At 60.4% G+C, this 23,356-nt stretch carries 20 protein-coding genes and 2 pseudogenes; 11 read left to right on the top strand and 11 right to left on the bottom strand.

Features of this window, described 5'->3' with window-relative positions:
• Positions 1-499 precede the first annotated feature (499 nt).
• Positions 500-1,546, top strand: coding sequence for an aldo/keto reductase (locus tag QM841_RS42220; RefSeq protein WP_283336678.1), 1,047 nt, complete (start codon positions 500-502; stop codon positions 1,544-1,546).
• A gap of 491 nt (positions 1,547-2,037) precedes the next feature.
• Here QM841_RS42220 and QM841_RS42225 read toward each other — a convergent pair whose 3' ends face one another.
• Entirely contained in the window at positions 2,038-2,652 is a 615-nt protein-coding gene (locus tag QM841_RS42225; RefSeq protein ID WP_283336680.1) for a response regulator, read from the bottom strand.
• Between the two features lie 84 nt (positions 2,653-2,736).
• On the opposite strand from QM841_RS42225, the gene QM841_RS42230 reads away from it, so the two are divergent.
• Entirely contained in the window at positions 2,737-3,990 is a 1,254-nt protein-coding gene (locus tag QM841_RS42230) for an NAD(P)/FAD-dependent oxidoreductase (RefSeq protein WP_283336681.1), read from the top strand.
• A gap of 372 nt (positions 3,991-4,362) precedes the next feature.
• Here QM841_RS42230 and QM841_RS42235 read toward each other — a convergent pair whose 3' ends face one another.
• Positions 4,363-5,748: a gamma-glutamyltransferase family protein gene (locus QM841_RS42235; RefSeq protein WP_283336683.1), complete on the bottom strand. Its 1,386-nt coding sequence runs from the start codon at positions 5,746-5,748 to the stop codon at positions 4,363-4,365.
• A gap of 601 nt (positions 5,749-6,349) precedes the next feature.
• Here QM841_RS42235 and QM841_RS42240 point away from each other — a divergent pair.
• From QM841_RS42240 to QM841_RS42260, 5 genes are all read left to right on the top strand, one after another.
• On the top strand, positions 6,350-7,396 hold the full coding sequence (locus QM841_RS42240) for a sugar ABC transporter substrate-binding protein (protein WP_166680819.1): 1,047 nt from the start codon (positions 6,350-6,352) through the stop codon (positions 7,394-7,396).
• Between the two features lie 144 nt (positions 7,397-7,540).
• On the top strand, positions 7,541-9,097 hold the full coding sequence (locus QM841_RS42245) for a sugar ABC transporter ATP-binding protein (RefSeq protein ID WP_283336684.1): 1,557 nt from the start codon (positions 7,541-7,543) through the stop codon (positions 9,095-9,097).
• Positions 9,094-10,161 carry an ABC transporter permease gene (locus tag QM841_RS42250; RefSeq protein ID WP_133987887.1) on the top strand — a complete coding sequence of 356 codons (1,068 nt, stop codon included), beginning with the start codon at positions 9,094-9,096 and terminating at the stop codon, positions 10,159-10,161. The genes QM841_RS42245 and QM841_RS42250 overlap by 4 nt, the downstream gene beginning before the upstream one ends.
• A gap of 53 nt (positions 10,162-10,214) precedes the next feature.
• On the top strand, positions 10,215-10,901 hold the full coding sequence (locus tag QM841_RS42255; protein ID WP_133987888.1) for a cyclase family protein: 687 nt from the start codon (positions 10,215-10,217) through the stop codon (positions 10,899-10,901).
• Between the two features lie 63 nt (positions 10,902-10,964).
• Positions 10,965-11,498, top strand: coding sequence for a VOC family protein (locus QM841_RS42260; protein ID WP_166680821.1), 534 nt, complete (start codon positions 10,965-10,967; stop codon positions 11,496-11,498).
• Positions 11,499-11,583: 85 nt separating this feature from the next.
• Here the strand turns inward: QM841_RS42260 and QM841_RS42265 are convergent, their stop codons facing one another.
• Positions 11,584-12,324 carry a GntR family transcriptional regulator gene (locus QM841_RS42265; RefSeq protein WP_283336686.1) on the bottom strand — a complete coding sequence of 247 codons (741 nt, stop codon included), beginning with the start codon at positions 12,322-12,324 and terminating at the stop codon, positions 11,584-11,586.
• Between the two features lie 119 nt (positions 12,325-12,443).
• On the opposite strand from QM841_RS42265, the gene QM841_RS42270 reads away from it, so the two are divergent.
• The 4 genes from QM841_RS42270 (at position 12,444) to QM841_RS42285 (ending at position 15,916) form a co-directional block, all read left to right on the top strand.
• Positions 12,444-12,839: a cupin domain-containing protein gene (locus tag QM841_RS42270; RefSeq protein WP_133987891.1), complete on the top strand. Its 396-nt coding sequence runs from the start codon at positions 12,444-12,446 to the stop codon at positions 12,837-12,839.
• 193 nt (positions 12,840-13,032) lie between these two features.
• Complete coding sequence (locus QM841_RS42275; RefSeq protein ID WP_133987892.1) at positions 13,033-13,893, top strand: mycofactocin-coupled SDR family oxidoreductase; 861 nt, start codon at positions 13,033-13,035, stop codon at positions 13,891-13,893.
• A 56-nt stretch (positions 13,894-13,949) separates the two neighbouring features.
• Positions 13,950-15,323 carry an NAD-dependent succinate-semialdehyde dehydrogenase gene (locus QM841_RS42280; RefSeq protein WP_283336688.1) on the top strand — a complete coding sequence of 458 codons (1,374 nt, stop codon included), beginning with the start codon at positions 13,950-13,952 and terminating at the stop codon, positions 15,321-15,323.
• Positions 15,324-15,484: 161 nt separating this feature from the next.
• Positions 15,485-15,916, top strand: coding sequence for a RidA family protein (locus tag QM841_RS42285; RefSeq protein ID WP_208328788.1), 432 nt, complete (start codon positions 15,485-15,487; stop codon positions 15,914-15,916).
• Here the strand turns inward: QM841_RS42285 and QM841_RS42290 are convergent.
• The 8 genes and pseudogenes from QM841_RS42290 to QM841_RS42325 form a co-directional block, all read right to left on the bottom strand.
• A complete protein-coding gene (locus QM841_RS42290) occupies positions 15,911-16,234 on the bottom strand; it encodes a hypothetical protein (protein ID WP_283336689.1) in 324 nt (107 codons plus the stop codon). The two genes, QM841_RS42285 and QM841_RS42290, sit on opposite strands and share 6 nt — an antisense overlap.
• Positions 16,235-16,641: 407 nt before the next feature.
• Positions 16,642-17,295, bottom strand: a complete 654-nt coding sequence (locus QM841_RS42295; protein ID WP_283336690.1) for an FMN-dependent NADH-azoreductase — start codon at positions 17,293-17,295, stop codon at positions 16,642-16,644.
• A gap of 563 nt (positions 17,296-17,858) precedes the next feature.
• Complete coding sequence (locus QM841_RS42300; protein WP_283336691.1) at positions 17,859-21,326, bottom strand: serine/threonine-protein kinase; 3,468 nt, start codon at positions 21,324-21,326, stop codon at positions 17,859-17,861.
• Between the two features lie 275 nt (positions 21,327-21,601).
• Positions 21,602-21,814 (bottom strand): hypothetical protein, encoded by a 213-nt coding sequence (locus tag QM841_RS42305; RefSeq protein WP_283336692.1) that lies wholly within the window; start codon positions 21,812-21,814, stop codon positions 21,602-21,604.
• Complete coding sequence (locus tag QM841_RS42310; RefSeq protein ID WP_283336694.1) at positions 21,807-21,965, bottom strand: hypothetical protein; 159 nt, start codon at positions 21,963-21,965, stop codon at positions 21,807-21,809. The genes QM841_RS42305 and QM841_RS42310 overlap by 8 nt, the downstream gene beginning before the upstream one ends.
• Before the next feature lie 36 nt (positions 21,966-22,001).
• A pseudogene (locus QM841_RS42315) lies at positions 22,002-22,067 on the bottom strand (hypothetical protein); the annotation flags it as partial.
• 416 nt (positions 22,068-22,483) lie between these two features.
• Positions 22,484-23,014, bottom strand: a pseudogene (locus tag QM841_RS42320) (IS110 family transposase); the annotation flags it as partial.
• A 223-nt stretch (positions 23,015-23,237) separates the two neighbouring features.
• Positions 23,238-23,356: NAD(P)(+) transhydrogenase (Re/Si-specific) subunit beta (locus tag QM841_RS42325; protein WP_283336693.1), on the bottom strand; the 119-nt coding region annotated here is incomplete at its 5' end.

Below are 23,356 nucleotides of genomic sequence, written 5' to 3' on the forward strand. Positions count from 1 at the left end.
GACACACTTCGCCCGCAGTCAGCACCAATACCGTTAAGAGCAATCCGCAGATGCGTGGTCGGAGAATCAACTTCTAGGAGGCCACAGTGCCTGCACTCGAACCTATCGCGGCTGGCGACCAGATCCTGTTCTGGAGGGTGGGCGCGCCGTGACGGGCGGCGTTCCTGGTACCAAAGTGCCGAGTTGGATCGCCGGCCGAGAAGTACCGCCTAGGTATTACCCAAGTCAGCGCGGGTTGGCCGCACTGAGCGGTTCAGCTGATCGCATCTGAGTATCTTCTCGGGTCTCGCTGTCAGAGTGTGCGTCGATTCGATGCAATTTGACTCCGCACATATTGGATCCTATCGAAACGGCTAGGGATCCATTACTATCCTAGTGGAGTTCGGAGAGCGTTCAATTCGGGACGCTCGTGTCCGAGCGTCGCGTAGCTGGTGGGGGTGTGCCCACATCCATGCGACAGGTCGGAAGATCCCCGCTCGATCGAATTGACTGGAGAGTGATGCAGTACAGTACGTTTGGCAGTATTACCGGACTGCGTGTCTCCGAATTTGCCCTTGGCACGGCGAACTTCGGCACAGCTTGTGGATCTGGCGCAGGACCCGACGGGGCCCGGCAACTCTTCGACCGCTACACCTCGGCCGGAGGTTGCTTCATCGACACTGCATCTAACTACCAGGATGGTGAAGCAGAAAAGGTGCTGGCGGGTTGTATCACGTCCGAGCGGGACCATTTAGTTCTCGCCAGCAAGTTCGGTCGCGGAAGCGGCCGCAAGACGCACGTGTCTGCGGCCGGGAACAGCCGTCGCGCTATGGTGCAGTCGGTTGAGAAAAGCCTGCGCAATTTGAGGACAGATCGCCTGGACCTCTTCTGGGTCCACTACGATGATGGCGTCACGCCAATCGACGAGATCATCCGGTCCTTCGATGATCTCGTCAGCTCGGGGAAGGTGCTCTACGCTGGTGTTTCGAACTTCCCGGCATGGCGTGTGGCGCGGGGCCAGACTATCGCGGAACTTCGGGGGTTGTCACCGTTGGTAGGCATACAGGTCGAGCATAGTCTCGTAGAGCGCACTGCGGAGCGGGAGCTGATACCAATGGCTGAGGCGTTCGGACTTGGAGTCGCGCTTTACTCTCCGCTTGGCGGGGGCCTGCTGACGGGAAAGTATCGAGGGGCGGCTGTCGGTCGCCAAACATCACTTCCGGACGTTGTGTATCGAGAGGACAGCCCGGCGAAAACCGCAGCACTCGATGCTGTTGTCGAGGTCGCGGACGAGATCGGCGTACCGCCAGCAGCTGTTGCCGTGGCCTGGCAGCGTGAGTTCGCCCGCCGATCAGCAACGACGGTGGTGACTCTGATCGGACCGCGCACGATGAAGCAACTCGACTCCTACATGGCGTCCCTCGACGTTCGGCTGGATGGCGAACAATTCGATAAACTTTCGCACGCCACTGCGATCCGTTGGGGAGTGCCGTACGAGAGCATCGCCGGACCGCCCGACATGGGTGACCGGGACCGGCTCGAACGGCACACCGTTCGCATCAGATGATCTATATCTGCAGCGAAACTCGTGTTCGGGCCACCGTGCCGCAGGGGCAGTACTCGATGGTGTTCTTTCCGACGAAACCGATTGTGTGCTAGAGGGATAGGATGTTGAAGGCGAATCTCAGATTGCTTGTGACGAATCGCTACCTCGCTGGTTCCTCGGGAGAGTTGCCAGGTTCACCGTGCTTTCCTCCGTCGGTGGGCCCTCATCTCGCGAGGTAGTCTCCGTTTATGCGGTGGTGTGGTCTGCACCCGAGACTGATCAAACGCCCTGGCGCGTGCAGTTGAAAGTTCGCAGCCAGGCATGTCGCGGTTGCATGCGTCCTCCACGCGAAGCGTCCCAGTTGCAAATTCCCCGGATCCGAAAGGCGGGTGTCAGGCGAACAACCTTCCTGCAGCCGATACTCACTGCGAGGTTTCGATATCCCAAACGGCCTCGTTCGATTCAAGAGTCACTGCAGGTAACAATCGTTCGTCATCGACGACCGGATTGCCTCACCAGGTATCGGCGAGTAGGTCGCGTCGCGTGTCCACGCCTAGTTTCCGCAGGATGTTCCGCATATGGGTTTTCACTGTGGACACCTCGATTCCCAGCCGAGACGCAATCGTCGGGTTGCTGTGACTCTCCATCACCAGTTGAAGTATCTCATTCTCACGGTGGGTGAGCGTTTCCGTGGAGATCAACCGCCTGGTATCAACCAGAGGCGTGAAGCGTTGCCCCAGTAGCAGTCCCCGGCGCCCCGAGGCCACCAGTTGCAGCGCATCGACCAGTTCCTCCGGTTCGGTGGCCTTGCTGATCAGCGCATCAGCACCGGCAAGTATCGCAACTTGGATGTCGATGTTGCGTGTGAACGAAGTAAAGACCACTACTTTCGCTGTGCATACGCTCTTGATTGACCGACAGAGCTCGATGCCACTACGGGTGCCTCCCAATCTGATAGGTAAGACAACAACGTCTGGGTGGAGCAGCACCGTCGACTTCAGGGCCTCGCGCGCGCTGCTTGCATATCCACTCACCTCGATGCCGCTGCGCTCCAAGAAGATCGCCTGGAGGCCACGAAGGGTCACAGGATGGTCCTCGACCAGTAGCAACTTGATGTACTCATCCATCGGTAGCCCTCCTTTTCGCTCCACCTCCGCGCCTCCTCCCATTGGGAGGAGGCGCGAGATGTACTCCGAATCTATTGTTGTAGAATGAATTACTCCATCTCGCAGAACTCACGCCGTGTCGACTTCGTCGTTGTCGGTGCCGGCGTGGTCGGTGCCAGTGTCGCCCGTGAGCTTGCTCTTCGTGGAGTGAGCGTTCTGGTGCTGGACCGATCCCCACGGCTCGGCGGCGGCTGTTCGTACGCAAACGCTGCGATCGTCGCCCCGCACCATGTCACGCCGCTTGCCACCCCGACGCTATTGCGAGAAGCACCTATCCAAATGCTCCGGCGACCACCCGCAGTCCGGGTCACTCCTGAGGTCTCTCTCATTCCCTGGATGGGAAGGCTCCTGTCGTCGACGCGAGGCGCGAAACTGGCAAGCGCTCGGCTGTCGGAGTTGGCGAAAGTGAGCACCGAACTTCACCTCCAGTTAGCAGCCGACGGTCTCACCGACCTGAGAAAGTCGGGTGCTGTCGACGTGTATCTTCGCAGCTCACCAAAACCGTCCCATAAGGCGCTGACCCTGGATAGATTGCAGGAACTCGAGCCGTCGATCGAAGGCGTTGTCGGCGCGACATATGACTCGGAGGAGTGGATCGTTGAGAGCCGGGGTTATATCGCGGCGATGCTCGACGACGCTGCTCACCACGGGGCCGAGATCAGTCTCGGTGTCAATGTGGAGCGCGTGCTTGTCGACGGTGGCCACGTAGAGGGTCTCGTTACATCGGATGGCATGATTCGTGCAGACCATGTGGTGTTGGCAGGCGGTCTGGATACAGCTGCATTGGCCGGACAGGTTGGCCTGCGGCTTCCGTTGCGCGGAGGTCGTGGTTACGTGGTTGACGTTGAGAAGCCCAAGTTCGGCGGCCCTTCGCGGCCGGTGCGCATCAAGGAACACCGAATTGTTGTGACGCCGCTCAGCGATCGGGTACGCATATGCGGCTCCATTGAGTTTGGTAAGGAGAGTCGGCTCGCCAAGGACAGTAGGGGAGAGCTATTGCGGCAGGTTGCTCTCACTGTTCTGCCCGCCTTGCGAGATCAGCCGGTCATCGATCGGTGGGCTGGTGAGCGACCGTGTACATCGGATGGCGTTCCAATAGTTGGCACCTCAGGCCTCGTTGGCAATCTGTCGGTGGCCGCAGGCCACGGTATGTGGGGAATGATACTTGCCCCGGTCACCGCCCGACTTGTGGCGCTAGCTGCCGTGGAAGGAAAGCCGAAACCCCACATGGAATGGCTGGGTCCCGACCGTTTCTCGTCACGCCAACGGATGCTGGCCCGACGAGGCCCGCGCTCGTGACCACGGTGCCCCGTAAGTCCAGTGAGAACCGGGCATAGTCGGATTCGGTTCATGCCAAATAGGACGAAAAAGGGGTCTCGATCACCACTCCATCTGGGGTAGGAGGCATGGACTCGCAAGGGTGCGAGCCAGTTCATTCCGACTGTTACTCGCCGCGCTGTGGACCGAGCGGTGTCGGGATGCTGGCCGCGCCCCCACCACCAGGTTGGTCCTGACAACCCGCGCCGGGCGGTCTCCCCCAATTGGGTGAACGAGACCGCCGGTGCGGCCAATGTCGTCCGGTGTTGAAGCGGATACAACAGAGGCGTCGACCTATCACCAAGTGGCGGTTGTCGGGACACGAGCCCTCGGGTAGACCGTTCGGTGCGAGTGTCAGAAGCCGGCGGCGAATCCGTCCTTGCGAGGGTCGGATCCTCCCAGAATTCGGCCGTTGTCGATCATGATGGCTTGGCCTCCACCGAAGTTCCCCCGGTTCTTGTCCAACATCGTTCTAAATCCCTCGACTTCGAGCTCCTCCGCTCGGTCCCATAAACCTTCCTCAAGTTGTACCGTGCCGGTGTCGGTCCGGAAACGAGCGCGATCGAGGGCGGCCTGCGGATCGAGGCCGTCGTCGATCAAAGCCGAGACCAGCTGGATGTGCGCTTGCGCTTGGATGTACCCGCCCATCACCCCGAAGGGACCACGTAGCTCATCGCCTTCCATCAGCATGCCCGGGATGATCGTGTGGTACGGACGGCGTCCTGGGACGACCTCCCCCTCAATGCTGAAGCACTTCGCGCGGTTGTTCATCAGGATGCCGGTTTTGGGTGCGACGACACCGGACCCGAAGCCTTCGAAGAGGCTCTGGATGAACGACACCGCCATGCCATCGTCGTCGACTACACAAAGGTAGGTGGTTCCGCCCGCCATTTCAGGCTGAAGACGGATGTTGGCAGCGAGCCGTCCGCAGAGGTAATCCTCCTCAAGCAAATGCCTCACATCGGCACCGTCGCGTGTAGATGCGAACGCGTCTTCGAGAGCCAGGCTCACGCATCTGACTGTGTTGACGAGGGTGGGCTCGAGTTTGTCGAGCAGGGCAAGACCCTGGAGCGCAGCGATGCCTTGGGTCGGTGGCGGAAGTTCAAGTACATCGATGCCTCGATAGCGCGCCTTCATGGGCGTGACCCATTGGGCACCTGCGTAATCTGCCAAGTCGGCTTCATCCAGCCAGGTCACGTCGGCGATAGATCTTGCGATGTCTCCGCGGTAGAAGGCGCCCGCGCCGCCTTCCGCGATGGTCCGCAGGGAACGTGCTAGCTCTGGTAGTTGGAAGACCTCACCGACCGCAGGGGGGCGGCCGAATTCCTCTGGCGCCCGCTTCGAGTGGCGCCAGGTGTTGGAGCAATGCATACCTGCGGCAACACCGTTAGTCGCTATGTCGATCGCGGCCGTAAGGCAGGAGTCCAGCCCCCATCGCCCGAATCGGTTGCTGAGGACCTCCCAACCGGACACGGCGCCTGGAACGACCGAGGAGTTTGCGCCGGCCACTGGTACGGGCAGTGTCGGTGCTTGGAGGGGAGCGGGGCCTGCACCGTCTAACGCGTGCACCTTGCCGTCGGCGTACACGATCGCGAACGCATCCCCGCCGATTCCGGTCGCGTACGGCTCTGCAACGCACAGGACGGCAGCGGCGGTGATGGCGGCGTCGACCGCGTTGCCACCTCGCCGGAGTACCTCCAGGGCGGCGAGAGTGGCGCTGGGTTGGCTTGTCGCCGCCATTGCGGACGCCGCCGTGGCCGGGCCGCGACCAGGAGAAAATCGAAATCTCGGAACGTCAAGTTTTGAAGGATCCAATCGCATAAGATTGGATCCTAAACCCAAAACGGATTGATCCACAAGGATTTTGGCTGGCAAAAATTTTTCAGGATCCCATCTTGCGATGTTCGGATCCTTTAGGTTAAGTTCTAATAATCGTGTCCGGGAACACGTAGACCAAAGGTAGTGTCGCAGTTCACGACCTGGCGCACACTCTGACCTTCATCGACTGTGCGCGCGTCGACTGCTCTGCGTACGGAGTTCGAGGAGCGAGCTCGACACTATCGGGTCTGTCGACACAGACTGCTAAGACGAACTCGCGGGGGCGCGTCTAGCGGATCTGCAGCCGAACAACCCTCTAAGTATCGACGGGTCAGTGTTGTGTCAGCGCGTGGTACTTGAAACCAAGGTCCGGAGGGATCGATCCATGAAATTCCGTAAAACTGCCGCATTCTGTACCGCCCTCGCCGCCATCGGTGCACTTGCCTCTGGATGCGGACGACAAGACCAGGGCCCTAATGCAGCTGGGGGGCAGGACAGGTGTTCGCCTGGAGTACTGGAGGAAGTGAACGCCCGCCTCGGAGAGTACAAAGCCGCGCCGACTTTCGAGGCCCCGGGCCCCGCCTTCGATACGTCATCGGCGGTCGGCAAAACCATCTTCGTCGTCCCGTTGAACAGTACTGACACGCACACAAAACTCACCGTAGCTGCTGAGGAGGAGGCCGCAAAGGCCGCCGGCGTGAACCTGCAGGTCTACTCGACACAGGGATCGCCCTCGGAGTGGGTCTCTGGCATGACGGCCGGCATCAACGCTCGTGCAGATTTGATACTGCTTCACGGATCGCCCGACCCGTTGATGCTTCGACCCCAATTGCAAGCGGCGACAGCAGCGGGAATTCCTGTGATCAGCACCCATAGGTTCGACGTCGAAGATGTGGACGCGCAGTTGCAGGCAATCCCAGATCTAGCCGGAATTGTGCCTGCCAACCACAAGATGGGCGCTGGGACCTTACCTGCGCTCTACGCGATTGCGCACACAAAATGTAGTGTAAACGCTGTTCTACTTTCCGCAAACGACGTCACTCCTGCAGACCAGCTCATCACCGATGCGTGGAACGAGGAGCTCGGCAAATACTGTCCGGACACCTGCAACGTGAAGGTGCTCGGGCTGCCCTACAGTAGATGGGCCACAGAAGCGAGAGGTGAACTCCAGTCAGCGTTGACTACGGATCCAACGGTCAACGTCATCGCGCCGAACTACGACTACGGAGTGACTTTCGCCGAGGCAGCGATCATGGCGACGGCGCGGAGCGCTACCTCAGACATTTTGTCCTACAACGGCTCAGCGCCCATCATGCAGATGATTCAGGATGGCAGGCCGCTCGTGATGGATGTAGGTGAACCCCTCGGTTGGCTCGGGTACGCAAATATCGACCAGGCACTGCGTGTCTTGACAGGCAATGATCCTTTAAAGAACCACAACACTCCGTTGCGGGTATGGGATGCTTCGAACCTCGCTGACGCAGGTACTCCGGTGTCGCAGACCGAGGGCTACGGATCGGCCTCGGAATACATAGACGGTTACCGGAGCCTTTGGGGTCTCCAGAACTAATTGAACGCGCTCGGCCCGGACCGTCACCGCACATCGGCCCTGTCCGCGAGCACACACAGACCAGGAGATTATGTCATGGGGACAGGATCTAGCCAGACGGTTGACGGTCCGGAAGCCGAATGTCCAGCGCTCGTCTTTAGAAATGTGACGAAGAGCTTCGGCGGCGCCTATGCACTGCGAGACGTTAATCTAACCATCGCACCGGGAGAGGTACATGGCCTGCTCGGTGAGAACGGATCCGGAAAGTCGACGCTTATCAAAGTGTTGGCCGGTTTTCACACTCCAGACTCGGGTGAGCTGGAAGTGCATGGTGTGCCAGTCAGCCTCCCTCTGCCTGCTGGCAAGTTCCGTTCTCTAGGTATCGAGTTCGTCCATCAGGACCTGGGTCTTGTCCCGTCGATGACCGTCGTTGAAAATCTGCGACTCGATCGGATAGCGCAGCCGAGAAACAGGTGGTTCGTATCCTGGAAGGACGAGCGGAAGCGTGCGGCCGCCCTCTTCGCCAAGCACGGGCTCAACCTCGACCCGACCGCGAAGGTCACCTCGCTCCAACCGGTCGAGCGTGCACTTCTGGCAATCGTGCGAGCCATCGAAGGACTCCACGAGGTCGGATCAAACCGCGCCCTTCTCGTGCTCGACGAACCCACCGCATTTCTTTCCAACCCGGACCGTGTCCGCCTTTTCGACTTCGTGGGCACGATCGCATCCGCCGGCGGCTCAATCCTCCTCGTCTCCCACGACCTCGATGAGATCCGGGCGCATACCGATCGGGTGACCGTCCTCCGGGACGGGTACACGGTAGGCACCGCTGTGACTCGGGAGACCTCCGAGACCGCCCTCGTGGAGATGATTATCGGTCGCACATTCATCAAAGTCGATCGAGCGCATCGAAATCCGCATACGGTCCAGCATGAAGGCGGCAGTGTAGTAGTGGACTCGCTTCACGGTGGGCGCGTCAAGAACGCGTCGTTCACCGTCGGGAAGGGCGAGGTGCTTGGCCTGACAGGCCAGATCGGCGCCGGCTTCGAGGACGTTCCCTACCTCATCTTCGGAGCAGAGAAGTGCGAGGATGGAGTCGTCAGCATCGGCGTGGGCAAGCACGCGCTGACTCGGATGGCACCCCCGAAGGCGATTCGCCTGGGCATGGCGCTGCTGCCCGCTGACCGCCAGAACACCGGCAGCATTGCCTCACTGACGGCACTCGACAACATGATGATGCAGGTGCTCGAACGCTACTTCCGGAAAGGTTTCCTTCGACGGCGCGAGATCTTGAAGGACGGCCGACGCCTGTTCAACGAGTTCGACGTGCGCCCAGGTGATCCCAAGCTTCGGTACTCGAACTTCTCGGGTGGGAATCAGCAAAAGGCGCTCATGGCGAAGTGGCTACTGACGGAGCCGTCATTGCTGCTCCTCCACGAGCCCACCATCGGCGTGGATATCGGCGCCCGCCAAACAATTTTCGGACTGATCCGTCAAGCCGCAAGTAGCGGCACCGCAGTGCTTTGTGCCAGTAATGACCACGAACAGCTAGCTGACGTCTGCGATCGGGTTCTCATCTTCAGCCGGGGACAGATCCTCGACGAACTGGTAGGCGGTCAGCTGAGCAAGGAACAGATATCTCAGCGGTGTTTCGACCTGGCGTTGTCGGCCACCTCAGCAGATGCCTTTTCCACCCCGACTGAGGAGAGTAGTGCACGATGACTGAAAAGGTCGAGGACATGACCGCCCCGCCCCAAAGTAAGCACGAAGGTGTACCCAAAAGCGCTGCAGTGCAGAATAACCAAGAAGAACTGAGGTCGACGCGTCCAACCGTCGGTAGCGTGATCGATCGATTCGGACTTGTTCTGGCATGGCTGCTCGTGATCGTGTTCTTCTCCATCCTGCCAGCGACGTCGGCGATCTTCCCGACAACAACGAACTTCTCGACAATCTTCGGATCGCAGGCAATGATCGCAGTCCTGACGCTCGGACTGATCATCCCGCTCAGTACCGGCGACTTTGATCTTTCCATCGCCAGCACGATGACGCTGTCCGCCATGCTCGTTGCAGTTCTGAACGTGAACCATGGACTGCCGATCGGCGCCGCGATTCTGGTAGCACTCGCGACCGGACTCTTGATCGGAGTCGTCAACGGTTCACTCATTTTGTTCTTCGGAATCGACGCCTTCATCGTCACTCTGGGGTCTGGCACCTTTATCGCCGGAGTTGTACTGTGGATCAGCAACTCCGACACAGTGACCGGAATCGATCACCTACTCTCCGATTGGGTCATCATCACGACCTTTCTCGGTATCCCCGTGAATTTCTGGTACGCCGTGGCGCTCTGCGTCGTGCTGTGGTACATCTTTGAGTTCACTCCGCTCGGACGCCGGATGCTCGTTGTCGGACGGGGAAGGGCCGTCGCCCGACTCTCCGGAATCAACGTGGGCCGGATCAGGTGGGGTTCGTTCGTTGCCTCCGGGTTGATCAGTGCCTTTGCCGGCATCCTTTATGCGGGCCTGTCTGGTGCTGCCGACCCGACATCGGGAACACAGCAGATGCTTCCGGCTTTTGCCGCTGCCTACTTGGGTGCAACCGCAATCATTCCCGGCAGATTCAATCCCTGGGGCTCGCTTATCGCAGTCTATTTCCTGGTCACCGGCATCACCGGACTGCAACTTCTTGGAATGCAGAGCTATGTCCAGTCCCTCTTCTACGGCGGCGCGCTGGTAGCGGCAGTGGTGCTATCGCAGCTCGCTCGACGGCGGGAAGCGACCAGTGACTGACGGTTGCGCCGACCTCGCATAGAAGTGTCAGACGAAAAGAATGGGAGAACAATATGATTGAGCCGAAAGAGATCATCGACCTGGGCCAGCCGCTCTATACTGGCATGCGCAATCTGGGAGCGAACATGGTGGCCTTCTGGCCCACGCAAACGCACGAAACAACCAGTCTTGAGACTGCCGGAAAAATGGAATACTCCCAGAAGATGATGCTTTTGAGCGAACACTGCGGCACCCATATGGACGCACCATTCAGCTGGAACAAGCAAGGCAAGACTATCGATCAGATTCCTGTCACATCGATGGTCCGACCGGGATATTTGTGCGACTTCAGCGACAAGAAAGCCCGCGAGCCCATCACGATCAGTGACTTCGAGGAAATTGAACGTAAGAAGGGTGAACCGATCGGATCCGAATGGGCCGTTATCGCCTGGGCCGGGACATGCGAGAACTGGGGCGAAGAAGGATTCGAAACGGAGCGTCCCTATATCCCGACCGACACCGCCGAATGGCTGGTCGCGAGGGGTATCGAGGTGTTCGCAACCGACATCATCGGAATCGACGACCCAGGCCAGTGGTGGTGGCCGACGCACGCGATCTTCCAGAACGCCGGCGTCGTCATGGTCCAGCAGCTCAACAATCTCGACAAGCTGGTTGACAGGGACTTCCTCTTCGTGGCCACGCCCCTCAAGATGCTGGGAGGGACGGCCTCGCCGGTGAGACCGATCGCGATCGTGGGGTAGTGCGCTCAGCCTGGACCGAGAGAAACATCGCGACGATGACAGAGATAGGCAGGAGACATGGAGATGACGACCACGGCCGAAGAAGCCGCTAAGGGTTTGCTGGGTAAGCCGATGGAGTTGTGCCAGATCGGACTCGTTGTGCGCGATCTCGACGCGACGATGAAGCAGTACAGCAGTTTGCTTGGTTGGGGTCCCTGGAAGGTGTACAGCCATGAGCCCCCGCGCCATGACAACACTCGATTGCGTGGCGAGAGTGTCGAATACACCATGCGACACGCTGAATGCGAGGTCAATGGGATCGGATTCGAACTGATCGAGCCACTGACAGGACCGAGCATCTACAAGGAATGGCTCGAGGAGCACGGCGAGGGCATCCACCACGTCGCAGTATCGGTGCATGATCCAGAGGAATCCCGGCAGCTGAAGGAACGCTTCGCTGCCAACGGGGCCGATGTGATGATGGAAGGGCGAATTGCTGGGTCGATTGAGTACTACTACCTCGACACCCAACCGCTTCTGAAGCTCATCATTGAAGCTGGCAGTGGTCATGTTGAGGGCGGGGCACTGCCCTTCGGCCCCGATTACGTCTACGGATAGACGAAGAGGGCCCGGTTGGTAAGGCCGGGCCCTTTGGATTCGCTCTGGCCTCACCGGCATGAGTTAGGCAAGGTGCGCTGGTGGACTACTGCGCAGTAGCGCTGGCAACGGTGCGCTCGTACCAGCGTGAGATGAGTTCCGCGGCGCGGCGAAGGTGTTGCCGTGCATGTTCCCTGGCAACTGGGGCGTTGTGTCGCTCGACGGCGTCCGCAATGGCGATGTGCTCCTCGAGATTTTCGTGGAGGCGTCGGCTGTCGCGCCCGATCGCTCGAAACGTCATATTGCGTGGTAGTCGGCGCGAGAGGTCATCAATGCTTTGGCGCAGCTGGTTGTTCCCGGCCGCGTTGAGCAGGGTTCGGTGAAACTTCTCATTGGCCTCGCGCCAATCCGCCGCCGCGGTACTTTCGTCGATCTCGTCGGCAAGGTAACCCTCGATCAAGGACCTGAAGAGGTTGATGGATTCACGTAAAGCAAGGATGTCGGTCTCGTGGGCGTGCTCGGCGGCAAGTTCCGCGGCATACCCTTCTAGTTCTGCGCGGACGAGGCACGCGTCTCTGATCTCGCGCGCAGACGTCCCCTGAACGAGGGCGCCGCGACGTGGATGCAGCACAATGATGCCCTGCCCCTGGAGCGACCGGAACGCCTCGCGAATCGGTTGGCGACTCACATTGAACTGCGCAGCGACGGCGTCTTGGCGCAGCCAGGTGCCAATCGGAATACGACCGTCGACGATCTGGCGACCCAACTCGTCCGCGATCTCATCCGCGACAGGTTGCTGTAACGAACTGTCGGCCAATCGGTCTGAGGATGAGTTCGGTGCTTTCATATTCGTCCTCTATTTCTCTAAAGGGCTTCCTCGCTACCACGAGGATTGTTAGGATCCAAATCATACCCTTATCTGATCCGATACCCACCTATTGGATCCATACCTAGGAGGCACACTTAGTGACCGCTCAAGAAATTAGCACCAATGTCGGCACCGATGTTCTGTTCGAGAATGAGCGTTTGCGGGTTTGGCGGATGAGGCTTGACCCCGGCGAGGCATGCCAGGTGCATATCCACAAGTACGACCACGTCTTTGTCTACGCGAACCCGAGTCTGATCGAGGCAACCCTCCTTGACGGATCGGACTCGGAGCCTTTGCGACAGCCGTCCGATGAAGGCTTTGTCTACTACCGTGAAGTTGGGGCAGAGGGGCTGCCGCCACACTTCATCCGTAACGTCGGCGACACGGTCAGCACGCACTACATCGTCGAGCTCCTCGGGCCGAGCCTCAGTCGTGAGACCGCCGATGGCGTGCACAACGGTCGCTTTGTCGAGGGCAGGGAAGCCGACCTCTAAGCAGAGGTCGCGTATCAATATTGACGGTGCGCACTTGCGCGCCACGAAGCCAGTGTTCGCACACATCGATGCGCCTGGTCTTTTCAGAGCCACCTGTGCATAGGCGCGATCTTCGAGAGCTCACAGAGAATCGGCTGACTTACCTATTCAGAACAGCGCGCACTCGTCGCGCGTAGCGGAGGAGGAAAATCGAATGGAACGCCTCAAGGGAAGGGTCGCCCTAATCACCGGCGGAGCACGGGGACAGGGTAGAGCTGTCGCCGAGAAGTTCGCTCGCGAGGGCGCGGACATAATGTTGGTCGACAGTTGCACCTCGCTGGACCACCTTGCATACCCCCTCGCGTCCAAGGATGACCTTGCAGATGCTGTCAAGGCTGTCGAGGCGACAGGCAGAAGGTGCCTGTCGGCCGTTGCCGATGTACGCGACCAAGGCGACCTTGACGCCGCGGTAGCGGAAACGCTCGACACGTTCGGGCGCATCGACGTCCTCGTCGCCAACGCCGGCATCGTCGACTTCAAGCCCTTCTGGGAAATTACCGAACAGGAGTGGCGCGACGAGATGGAGATCAATTGCACCGGCGCTTGGCGCGCCGCCAAGGCGGTCTCCGCGACGATGCGCGAGGCAAAGAGCGGTGTCATGATCTTCAGCTCTTCGATGAACGGTGTCGAGGGCGGAACGAATTTCATGCACTACATTGCCGCCAAGCACGGCGTGCTGGGCATAATGAAGGCAGCAGCGTTGGAACTCGCACCGTATGGCGTGCGATGCAACGCCATCGTGCAGGGCCCCGTCGACACGCTTATGAACAACAACCAGAAGGGTTACGACCGCGTCGCGGGCCGACCTGACGGAACCCGCGAAGACTACATCCGCGGAGTGCGAAATTGGGTGGCCCTGCGGAACGGAACTGTATTGCCACCGGAGGCGATCGCGGATGGAATGATCTGGCTCGCATCCGATGAAGCACGGCACGTGACAGGCCATCAACTCGTCATCGACGCCGGGCACCTGGTGCTTCCGGGCTTCAATCTTTCGCCGGTCTGGGATGAGTGAGTGAATCCGCAGGTGCATCAACAGTATTCGCGAGCTGACACTGATTGGGATATGCCATGACAATAAGCTCCGTCAACCCGGCGACCGGTGAAGAACTCATACGTCTTCGCGCCGCCACCCCAGGCGACGTCGATTGTGCTCTTGCTCGGGCAAACTCCGCCTCCGAAATCTGGCGACGAACCTCGTTATCGGAACGCGCGCACAAGGTGCTCAAGGTGGGAGAGGTGCTGCGCTCGCGCAAGGAAGAGCTGGCGCGCATTGCCACTCTAGAGATGGGCAAGGTCATCACCCAGTCGCGTGCGGAGGTGGAGAAGGCCGCGGCGAACTGCGACTACTACTTCGATCACGCCGAGGAGCTACTTGCCCCCGAGAAGCTCAAAGGAGGCCAACTGGAAAACTGGGTGCACTACGAGCCACTAGGCACCGTTTTGGCAGTAATGCCATGGAACTTCCCGTTCGGTCAGGTATTCCGATTCGCGCCGGCGATGCTGCTCGCCGGCAACACCGTGCTGTTGAAGCACGCATCGAACGTACCTCAGTGCTCACTCTTGATTCAGGAGGTCTTCGAAGAGGCAGGCCTGCCCACGGGCGTGTTTCAGGCCTTGCTGGTCGGGTCCCAGGCCGTCGAGGGGATCTTGTCTGATGAGCGCGTTCAGGGTGTGACACTGACCGGAAGCGAACTCGCCGGCATCAGCGTCGCTGCCATCGCAGGACGAGAACTGAAGAAATCGGTTATGGAACTTGGAGGTTCCGACGCCTTCATCGTACTCGACGATGTAGATGTTCGAGCCGTGGCAGCGGCGGCGACCCAGGCGCGATTTCACAACTGTGGGCAAGCGTGTACCAACGCAAAGCGGTTCATCGTGCTCGAAAGTGTGGCTGATGAGTTCGAGAGGGCGCTGGTCGACGAAGTGATGAGGCTACGCATCGGCGACCCACTCGATCCGAGAACTCAACTTGGACCCATGGCAAGCACAGAGTTCACGAGCGAACTCAAAGAACAGGTTGAGCACTCCATCGCCGCCGGGGCCGAGCTCCTGACCGGCGGATTCCGTGAAGAAGGCAGTGCGTACGTAGATCCGATCGTTCTGACCGGCGTGACCCGAGAAATGCGGGTGTTCCGAGAAGAGACATTCGGTCCCGCGGCCGCAGTAATCCGGGCATCGGACGAGGCGGCTGCGATCGAACTTGCAAATGACAGCCGCTACGGTCTCGGTGCATCGATATGGACGGCAGATATCGAGCGCGGTCGCTCCGTTGCCGCACGGGTGGACGCTGGCATGGTGTTTGTAAATTCGGTAGTCGCGTCCGATGCCAGGCTGCCATTTGGTGGCATGAAGCGGAGCGGCTACGGTCGTGAGCTCGGTGTATGGGGCATTCGCGAGTTCACTGAAGTGAAGTCAGTGGCCTTGAGCAGTCCGGCCCAGTAATGAGCACGGCGCGCATCCCCAAGCGTCTTCCCTCCCTGCTTACCCAGTCAAGGACCACGACCCGAGAACAGTGAGGACAAATTGGAACGTAACGGCAGAACGAGAATGCCTGCGACCGCTCGTCGGAACGCAGGCTGCAACACAGCAAACGGAGGCAACTCGTGACGGGGATCGACCAGGTGCGAGGAGCTTCGTATGATGCGCCTCGCGCGATACACACCGCCCTCGCGGCCTCTCCTGCCGGCACGTACAACCAGGCTGTGGCGGCTGGCGAGTTCGTTTTCATCTCGGGGCAGACGCCGCGACTCGCCAATGGCGACCGACTGCTCAACGTACCTTTCGGTGAGCAGGCAAGTGCCGTCCTCGACAACCTTGAGGCCATAGCTGCGGCCGCGGGACTATCGCTCGGGGACGCTGTAAACGTGACCGTCTATCTGTCTGACCCGACGAATGCCGCGGAGTTTGATCGACTCTACAAAACACGAGTTGGTTCAGTCCTTCCAGCCCGTGCCATCGTGCAGTCAAGCCTGACCGTTGGCGCCCTTGAGGTGACAGCAGTGCTCTATCAACGAACCGTCGGTGGGCCATCATAGATAGCCTCGGTCACGGACATCGAACTCGTGACGACGCTCGGGGAAGTGGGTGCCGAAGGCGCGGTGGCGGTTGGTCTTTCGGATGTTGGTGCGGGGCTTCGGAACGTTCACCAAACAAAACGACCCCGCACCGGCTCTTGGCCGTGGCAGACCCATCAGCGCGTCCATGAACGTGGACAGCAAGTTGCGGAGCAGGTCGGGGTTGGCGTCGGTGAGCCGGTCGTTCAGAATCTGGTGCAGGTCGATATCGTGGTCGTGGTTATCGCGCGCTCCGAGGCGACTTTGTAGCTCTAAGCCAGTCACGCGGTGACCGCCCACTTCCGGCTACGACACGCCGGTAACGTCTTTTCCGACTCGTACACCAACTTGCTGAATTCCGCAGAAGACCACGGTCTGCAGCCATGATCTCCGAGGTGGTTGCTTGTCGGTCAGGCTCGCCGTACATCTGTAGCCTTCGAATTGAGTCCACGATCGCCTGCCGATCGGTCGCCACCGTGATTGAAAGAGAGGCGCGCAAAGCCGAAAGGCGGTCAGGACCAGACGACAACGGTCGGCGAGGCTTGGTCGTGCGATCGGGGAAAACCCATGAGTGGTAACAGTGTGCACGCGTCAGACTGTTCATCCGCCATTTGGACTGATCAGAAACTCCGTGAGTCCCCGACACAGACCGACCAAACTACGCTCGCTCAGTCTGTGTCGGAGACTCGTCACGGTGCGAACAAGCATCAGCCACGTGGTTTACCGAACCGCTGCGCCAGAGCAACGACCTCTCGGTGGGCGGCTGCCTTGTTCGCTTGTGAAGCGTTGATCCAAGACGCCATAGGGGGGACTCGTGACGCGAGAGTCAGCTCGGCGCGAACAAACGTCACGTCCATACCTAAAGCCACCGCGAGCACTTGCCGAAGGGGTGGTATCTGGTGATCGACCAACTCCTCGGGGGTCCCAGGGCCGTATTGGTTTCCGCAGCTGGTCACCACAATCGCAGGCTTGCCCGCCAACGGCTCCGTCACGGAATCGAACGTACTGGTGGTTCCGGGTACATGGATGTAGTCAATCCATGCTTTGAGCGCCGAAGGAATCGACCAGTTGTACATTGGGGCACCAATCACGACCACGTCGGACTCGATCAGTTCCTCGACGAGTTCGCGCTGAAGTTCATCCGCCTCGACCGGTACGGGTCTTTCAGGATTGCGAAGCCTTGGTGCCCAGTGTAACTCGTCTGTAGGGATATGCGGCAGGGGATTGGCGTGTAAGTCGCGCCTTATCACCGAATTCTCGGGCCCGAATGTGGACCATTCGGAGGCGAACCGGGCGGTGAGTTCTCGGCTGGTCGACGAATGTACGTCTGCCGACGAATCGATGAGCAGTAGTTGGGGCACGGTCGTCCTTCTCTAGGTGAGGCTGTGTGCAGGCAAGCAACGGCTGGGTATGACGGGTCTGCATCGATTATGCCCGCTGCTCGTGCGGACGCTGGTGTCGACTGGGAAATGTCTGAGAGAGGTCAGCTTCACACGCAAGCTGCGTGGCCGGAACTTCCAGTAGAGCCCTCTGGAAAGCCGCGCGGTTAGAGTATTGACCCGATATATCAAGCGGAATAATGACTCTCGAAGGGTGCGATTTCGAACGGTGAGTCTGGCAGCCACTGTGGACACGAATGCATGCACGAGTACCCACATCGTCTCCTTGCCGCGATAGGCACATCGCGATTTGTTTGTGCAAACAGAGTCTCGTGGCCCAGCGATCAAACGAATGTCCCAATCTGACACATGTTCGCGGACTGGGAGCCAAGTATCACCAGGTCTCAAGCAAACGGAAGTGCTTGATCGATATCTGTATGTGGTGCATGTCACTCACGAGAATCTCCGACGGTGTCGATCGACACCGGATCCACACGCCGACAGCCAGGCCGGGTTCGCCGAGGCGGCCATAGGTGGCACGTACCTCAGCCGAGCACCACGGCGGACGTGACCTCGTTTATGAAGCTCTTGGTCAACAGCGAAGGTTTCTCGTCGCACAGCGCAGAGAAGGCTTCGACAACATGCGAGCCCCCATCAGGGAGCAACCGGACAAGCCCGTGTCGAGCGCATTTGAGCGCTAGAGGGATGATCGCCGCCTTGGCGTCTGTCTTGCGATCCGCCGCCCAAAGGCACGTCACCAACAGCCGGGTGGCGTAGAGCAGTGCCAGCTCGCGTCCAGTTCCGGTGAGCGCATCAACCCAATCTTCGGCCCAGTCGCAGGCAAGTCCCATCTCCTCGCGGTTACCACTTTTTGTGAGCAAAATTATGGCGGCCTCGTCCTCGAGCTGGGAGGTCATCTGCTCGATTCCGCAGGCCTGCGCTGGTTCGAATCGTCGGGTTGCTGGAACAAATCCCGGGCGCGGTGACAAGCCGATTCGGACCCGTTCGGTATCGACAGCGGATCGAAGTCGCCGAAGCGACAATGAGTCAGCGGTCTCGACACCGGCGTCGAGTTCGTTCGCAGCACCTGCCCGATCACCTCGAAGTGCGAGAATCCGCGCATTCAGGCAGTAATGCCGGATCATGAAGTCCGGCGAACCGCCTAGCGTCATCACGTTGGAGGTCTCACTCAGTAGCGCCTCAGCGTCGGAGATTCTGTTCTGCAGATAGTGCACCTCGGCTATGAGAGCGCGAGTCAGACGGGCGTGATGGGACTGGGCGTTGCCTGCTTGCTGTACGAGGTCGAATGCCTGGTTGTACTGTTTCGCGGCTGCGACAATTTCAAGCTGTTCTGCCTTCGCGAGCCCGGCGTAACAGTATCCGTAGGCGACGGCGTAGGGACCTACCGCTTGGCTGTGATACGGAGCCGCCCAAGTCTGTCTGAGGTAGGCGTCATCAAACCGGAATTCGTAGACATCGACAATGGTGTCGATGAGAGCTGCCATCGAGACAACAAAGGGAGGATGATCGGTTGCGTGTTCCAAACATTCTGCGACGAGATCCTTGACACCGGCCGTGTGGTCGAGTGCACTCTCGATGCCAGCCAACAGAACGTTGGCTTCGACGCGCATCTGGGTTCGACGATCAGCCGGTAAGTCGATGACGCCGAGCAGTACGAGGGCGCGACGGCGTGACTCCCGCGCCATATCGATCTGCTGTAGCTCTGCGTTCGCCCACCCGGTCGCAAGTTGCAAACGTGGGCTTGCTGCAACTAGATCGGTTGGAAGTTTAGCGATCAGGGCGAGGAGCGTCGACATCTGCGAACGACTCAGGAGATACAGACTGTCCGCTTCTAACAGTGCAACTGCTGATGCCTGGTCTCCGGCGGCCAGAACGTGATCGAGCGCCTCGCCCAGCATATGTCGTTGCTGGAACCACTCGGATGCTATCCGATGTAACCGTGCCATTCGTCTCGGGTCGTCTCGTTCGAGTCGTTGGCGGAGGACTCGTAAGAAAAGGTGGTGATACCGGTACCACCGGCGGTCATCGCCAGAGCGTCCGAGGAATAAATCCCGGGCTACGACATTGTCTAGGCCGGCCTGGCCGTCCGAGACTCCGGTAAGCGTCGACGCAAGCTCTCCGCACACGCGTGCTGGAACGGCGGTAGCAAGAAGGAAATCGAGCAATTCAGGTTCGAGCACATCGAGGACGTTCTCGGCGAGATACTCGTCCAGTGTGTCCGTCCCGCTGCGGAATTGCTCGAGTAAGGCTTGTGATGGTCCAGCATATTCGGTGCTCCCTCCCGCCTGAGGTCCTTCCCGTAGTGTCAGCGCCGCCAGTTGCAGTGCTGCGATCCACCCGTCAGTCGACGCTTGTAGAAGCTCGATGTCGGAATCCGCCAGGGGCGTGAGTAATCGGTCCGCGAAGAATTCTCGGGATTCTTCAACGTCGAAACTGAGCGACGTTGCATCGATCTCCTGTAGCTCATCGTGCACGCGCATTCGGCTGAGCGGCAGGCCCGTCCGGCTTCGACTGGCAACGACGAACCTTAGATGGTGGCAGCCGTTGTCGAGTAGAAACTCCAGCGCAGAGATTGTTTCGGCTGCCTCTACTCGGTGCCAATCATCGATCACAATGACCAAAGGCTCATTGCTGTCATGCAGTCGGTTGATCAGCGAGATCAGTACGAAGCGTTCGACTGCTCGTCCGTTCTCCTCGAGGACCTGGCCGAGTTCGCTGACGACTTCGGAGCGCACTCGCCCGATCGCCTCGACGAGATGCGAGAGGAACCACACCTCGTTGTTGTCGTCCTGGTCGACTGTCAGCCACGCCACCGCGATGCCATTGCTCAGGAGCTCGTCTCTCCATTGCGCAACGAGACTGCTCTTGCCGAAGCCCGCAGGGCCGTGGACGAGAACAAGCCGACTGTCCCCGCAGTCTCGGAGCATGTCAAGGAGGCGGTGGCGGCGTACGAGGCGCCGGGTGGTTGTGGGCGGACGGAATTTCGTTACGGCTGAGGGCGGCGGTGTTCGCCTCGCATGCGCCACGTTTGGAGGGCGCTGATGCGGTGCAGGTGCCGCCTGTTCGTCCGCGTCCCGATCCAGGTGCGCGAGATGTACCTGCGTTGGAATCTGCATGGCATCGACGAGGAGGCCGTGGCGGCCTTCGATCTCGCGAAGGTGGTTGCCGAATGAGGCAGCGTCGGCAGGTCGCTCGTCCACTTGCCGCGTCATCGCGTGCTCGACTGCGGCGCAGACGTCGTCTGGGATACCGCCGTCACGAAGGTCAGGTATAGGCGCTGACGAGATTCTCAGGAATTGGGCGACGAGGTGCTCACCGCTGTGCCGCTCGAACGCGGCGTGGCCGGTGAGTGCGCAGAACAGTGTGGCTCCGAGGCCGTAGACGTCCGAGGCAACCGTCGGGGGTCGCCCCTCCAGTACCTCGGGCGCGGTGAACGCCGGCGAACCAGTGATCGACCCACTCGTCGTCTCGAACCCACCCACGATCCGCGCGATACCGAAGTCCGTGAGCTGCGGCTCGTCGTAGTCGGTCAGCAGGATGTTCGCGGGTTTGACGTCGCGGTGCAGGGTGTCGCCGCGGTGGGCGGTCTCGAGAGCCCCGGCGATCTTGACACCGAGACGCAGAACCTCCTCCCACCCCAACGGCCCCGCCCGACGGATCTGCGCGTCCAGGGACCCGTGGGCGTGATACGGCATCACCAGGAAGGGGCGCCCCTTACCGGTGACCCCCACTTGATAGAGGTCGACGATGTGCGGGTGTCCGGACATCCGCCCCATCGCTCGCTGCTCTCGCACGAAGCGGGCCAGGTTTTCGGGATCGAGATCGGAGGTGAGTACTTTGACCGCGACCGTGCGGTCGAGGTCGCTCTGCAGGCAGCGGTACACGACCCCGAAACCCCCGCGTCCGATCTCCACGGCCTCGCCGAAACCGGCAGCGGCCAACTCGACCACGATATCCGGCTCGCGCTGCGTGGCCGACGGGTCGCCCGACATAGGCCTGCACCACCTCGACATCCTTCACTCAGGATAGTCCGCAGCACGGCTAGGTTTCGCAGGAACACCGTCGTACCTTCTCCCGCGTTCCTACTGCGGTTCGGCGAACTGCGCACAGAAAGGCAGTTCTGGCCGGGGCTCAATCGAGTTGATGCCAGCGTCGCTTCCCGGGAGGCGAACCAGCAGATTCGGGCTCCACGCCGGGCCTGGAGAATCTGGCAATCGCTCACACGTAATTCGGTTTGCGTCCATGAGGATGGATGCTCATATTGCTGTCAAGCCGTGTCGGCCAGGCAGAGGGAGCTGGACTTGTGCTCGCGGTCGGTGAGCCACCGCGAGTAGGTGGCGGCGAGATCGGGGTCGAGGCGTTGCCCGATCTCCAGACGTCGTATGCGCTGGTAGGGAACCGCGAGTGCGGTTGCCAACGTGGTGATCGGGATGGCCAGTAGTCGGCGACGTTGGCGAAGTCGGCCTGTGCCGCTATTCACTGGCAGCGGATTCTCCGATGATCTTGAAAACCTCGCGCGCGACGAAGCGTTTGAGGCAGCGGATGATCTCGCGCTCGGACTTGCCCTCCGCTGTGCGTCGCGCAATGTAGTCGACGGTACGTGTGTCACCGGCGGACATCCGCACGAGCACGATGCGATGGATCGCGGAGTTGGCGGTGCGGTCACCGCCCCGGGAGAGCCGGTGCCGCTGATGCTTACCCGACGAGACGGGGATGGGTGCAGTTCCGCACAGTGCGGCGAACTGCTGCTCAGTCGTTCGGGGTTGTCACCACAGGCGACCAGAAGCTGGCCGGCGACGAGAGGACCGACGCCGGGCAGCTGCAATAGGGCCGGGTTGACCTGGACGGCCAGCTCACCGAGCCGGGAGTCGATGCCATCGATGTCGGACGTGTGCTGCTGATGGCCACGGCCAGTCGCTTCACAGGGCCGCGGAGGGTTTGCTCCGGGCCCTGACCGGGAATCGGCCGTGATCGAGACAGTGCGGCAACGAGTTTCACGTTGCCGAGATTTCGGTAGGTAACGCGGATGTGTTCCGGTGCGGTCACCAGCAGAGCATGGATCTGGTTCATCGCCACGCCTCGCGCCTTGCGCCGAGGACCGTTCGGTGAGCAGGATCCGCATCGATTCGACCAGCCCGTCGCGGTCTTTCGGGGTCGCCAGCCCGCGCCCGGACAGTGCAATGACGGCCGCCTGGAGCGCGTCGAGCGGGTCGGACTTGCCGTGCAGACGGCGTGCACGGCGGTCGGGCCGGGCGACCTCGAGAACGGTCATCCCGGCACGGCGCAGTATGCGTGCCAGTTCGGCGCCGTAGCTGCCGGTGCCCTCCACTGCGACCGCGACGACGACGCCGAATCCGCGAAGATAATCGATGACCTTGCGGTAGCCGGCGCCGGTGGCGCCGAACTCGCGGTCACCGAGTGGCCGTCCGTGTTCGTCGATGACCGGCGACGTGATGGGTGTCCTTGTGGGTGTCGATTCCCCCGCAGACGCTGATCTTGCTCTCGTAATCGGTGCCCACAGATGATGCCCTTCCCTCGATCGGTGTGGACACGCACCGACGGGGCGGGCAGACAGCACATAGACGAGACTGCCGAAGTCAAGCCCTATCAAGTCATGCCTGCCCGGTCGGTGCGCAGCCACGAGGTGACGGACAGATCCACCGGAAGACAGTCCCCACATCGGGGCGTCGGTGTACGACCGGGTCACGTCACCCCGCGGCCGTATCCATCATCTATGTGTACGGACCGGATCCGAATCTGACCGGCGTGTCGTAGCCCAATGAAGGCGGCCACCGCATGACTCTTCGAGAACCGACCAAAGTCATTCGAGGAAGGACCACGAGATGGCCGTTGCCCTGGGTCCGGCATGTTCGCGCGCCGGACTCAGCCGCAAGGACTGGCGGCTACAGGGCTTTGAGTTCCTCGGTGACCTCGGAGACCGACTTCTTCGCGTCCCCGAACAGCATGGAGGTGGTGTCGGCGAAGAACAGCGGGTTGTCGATGCCGGCGAACCCGGAGTTCA

It is taken from the genome of Rhodococcus sp. IEGM 1307 (assembly GCF_030056915.1).
GTDB classification, from domain to species: domain Bacteria; phylum Actinomycetota; class Actinomycetes; order Mycobacteriales; family Mycobacteriaceae; genus Rhodococcus_F; species Rhodococcus_F opacus_D.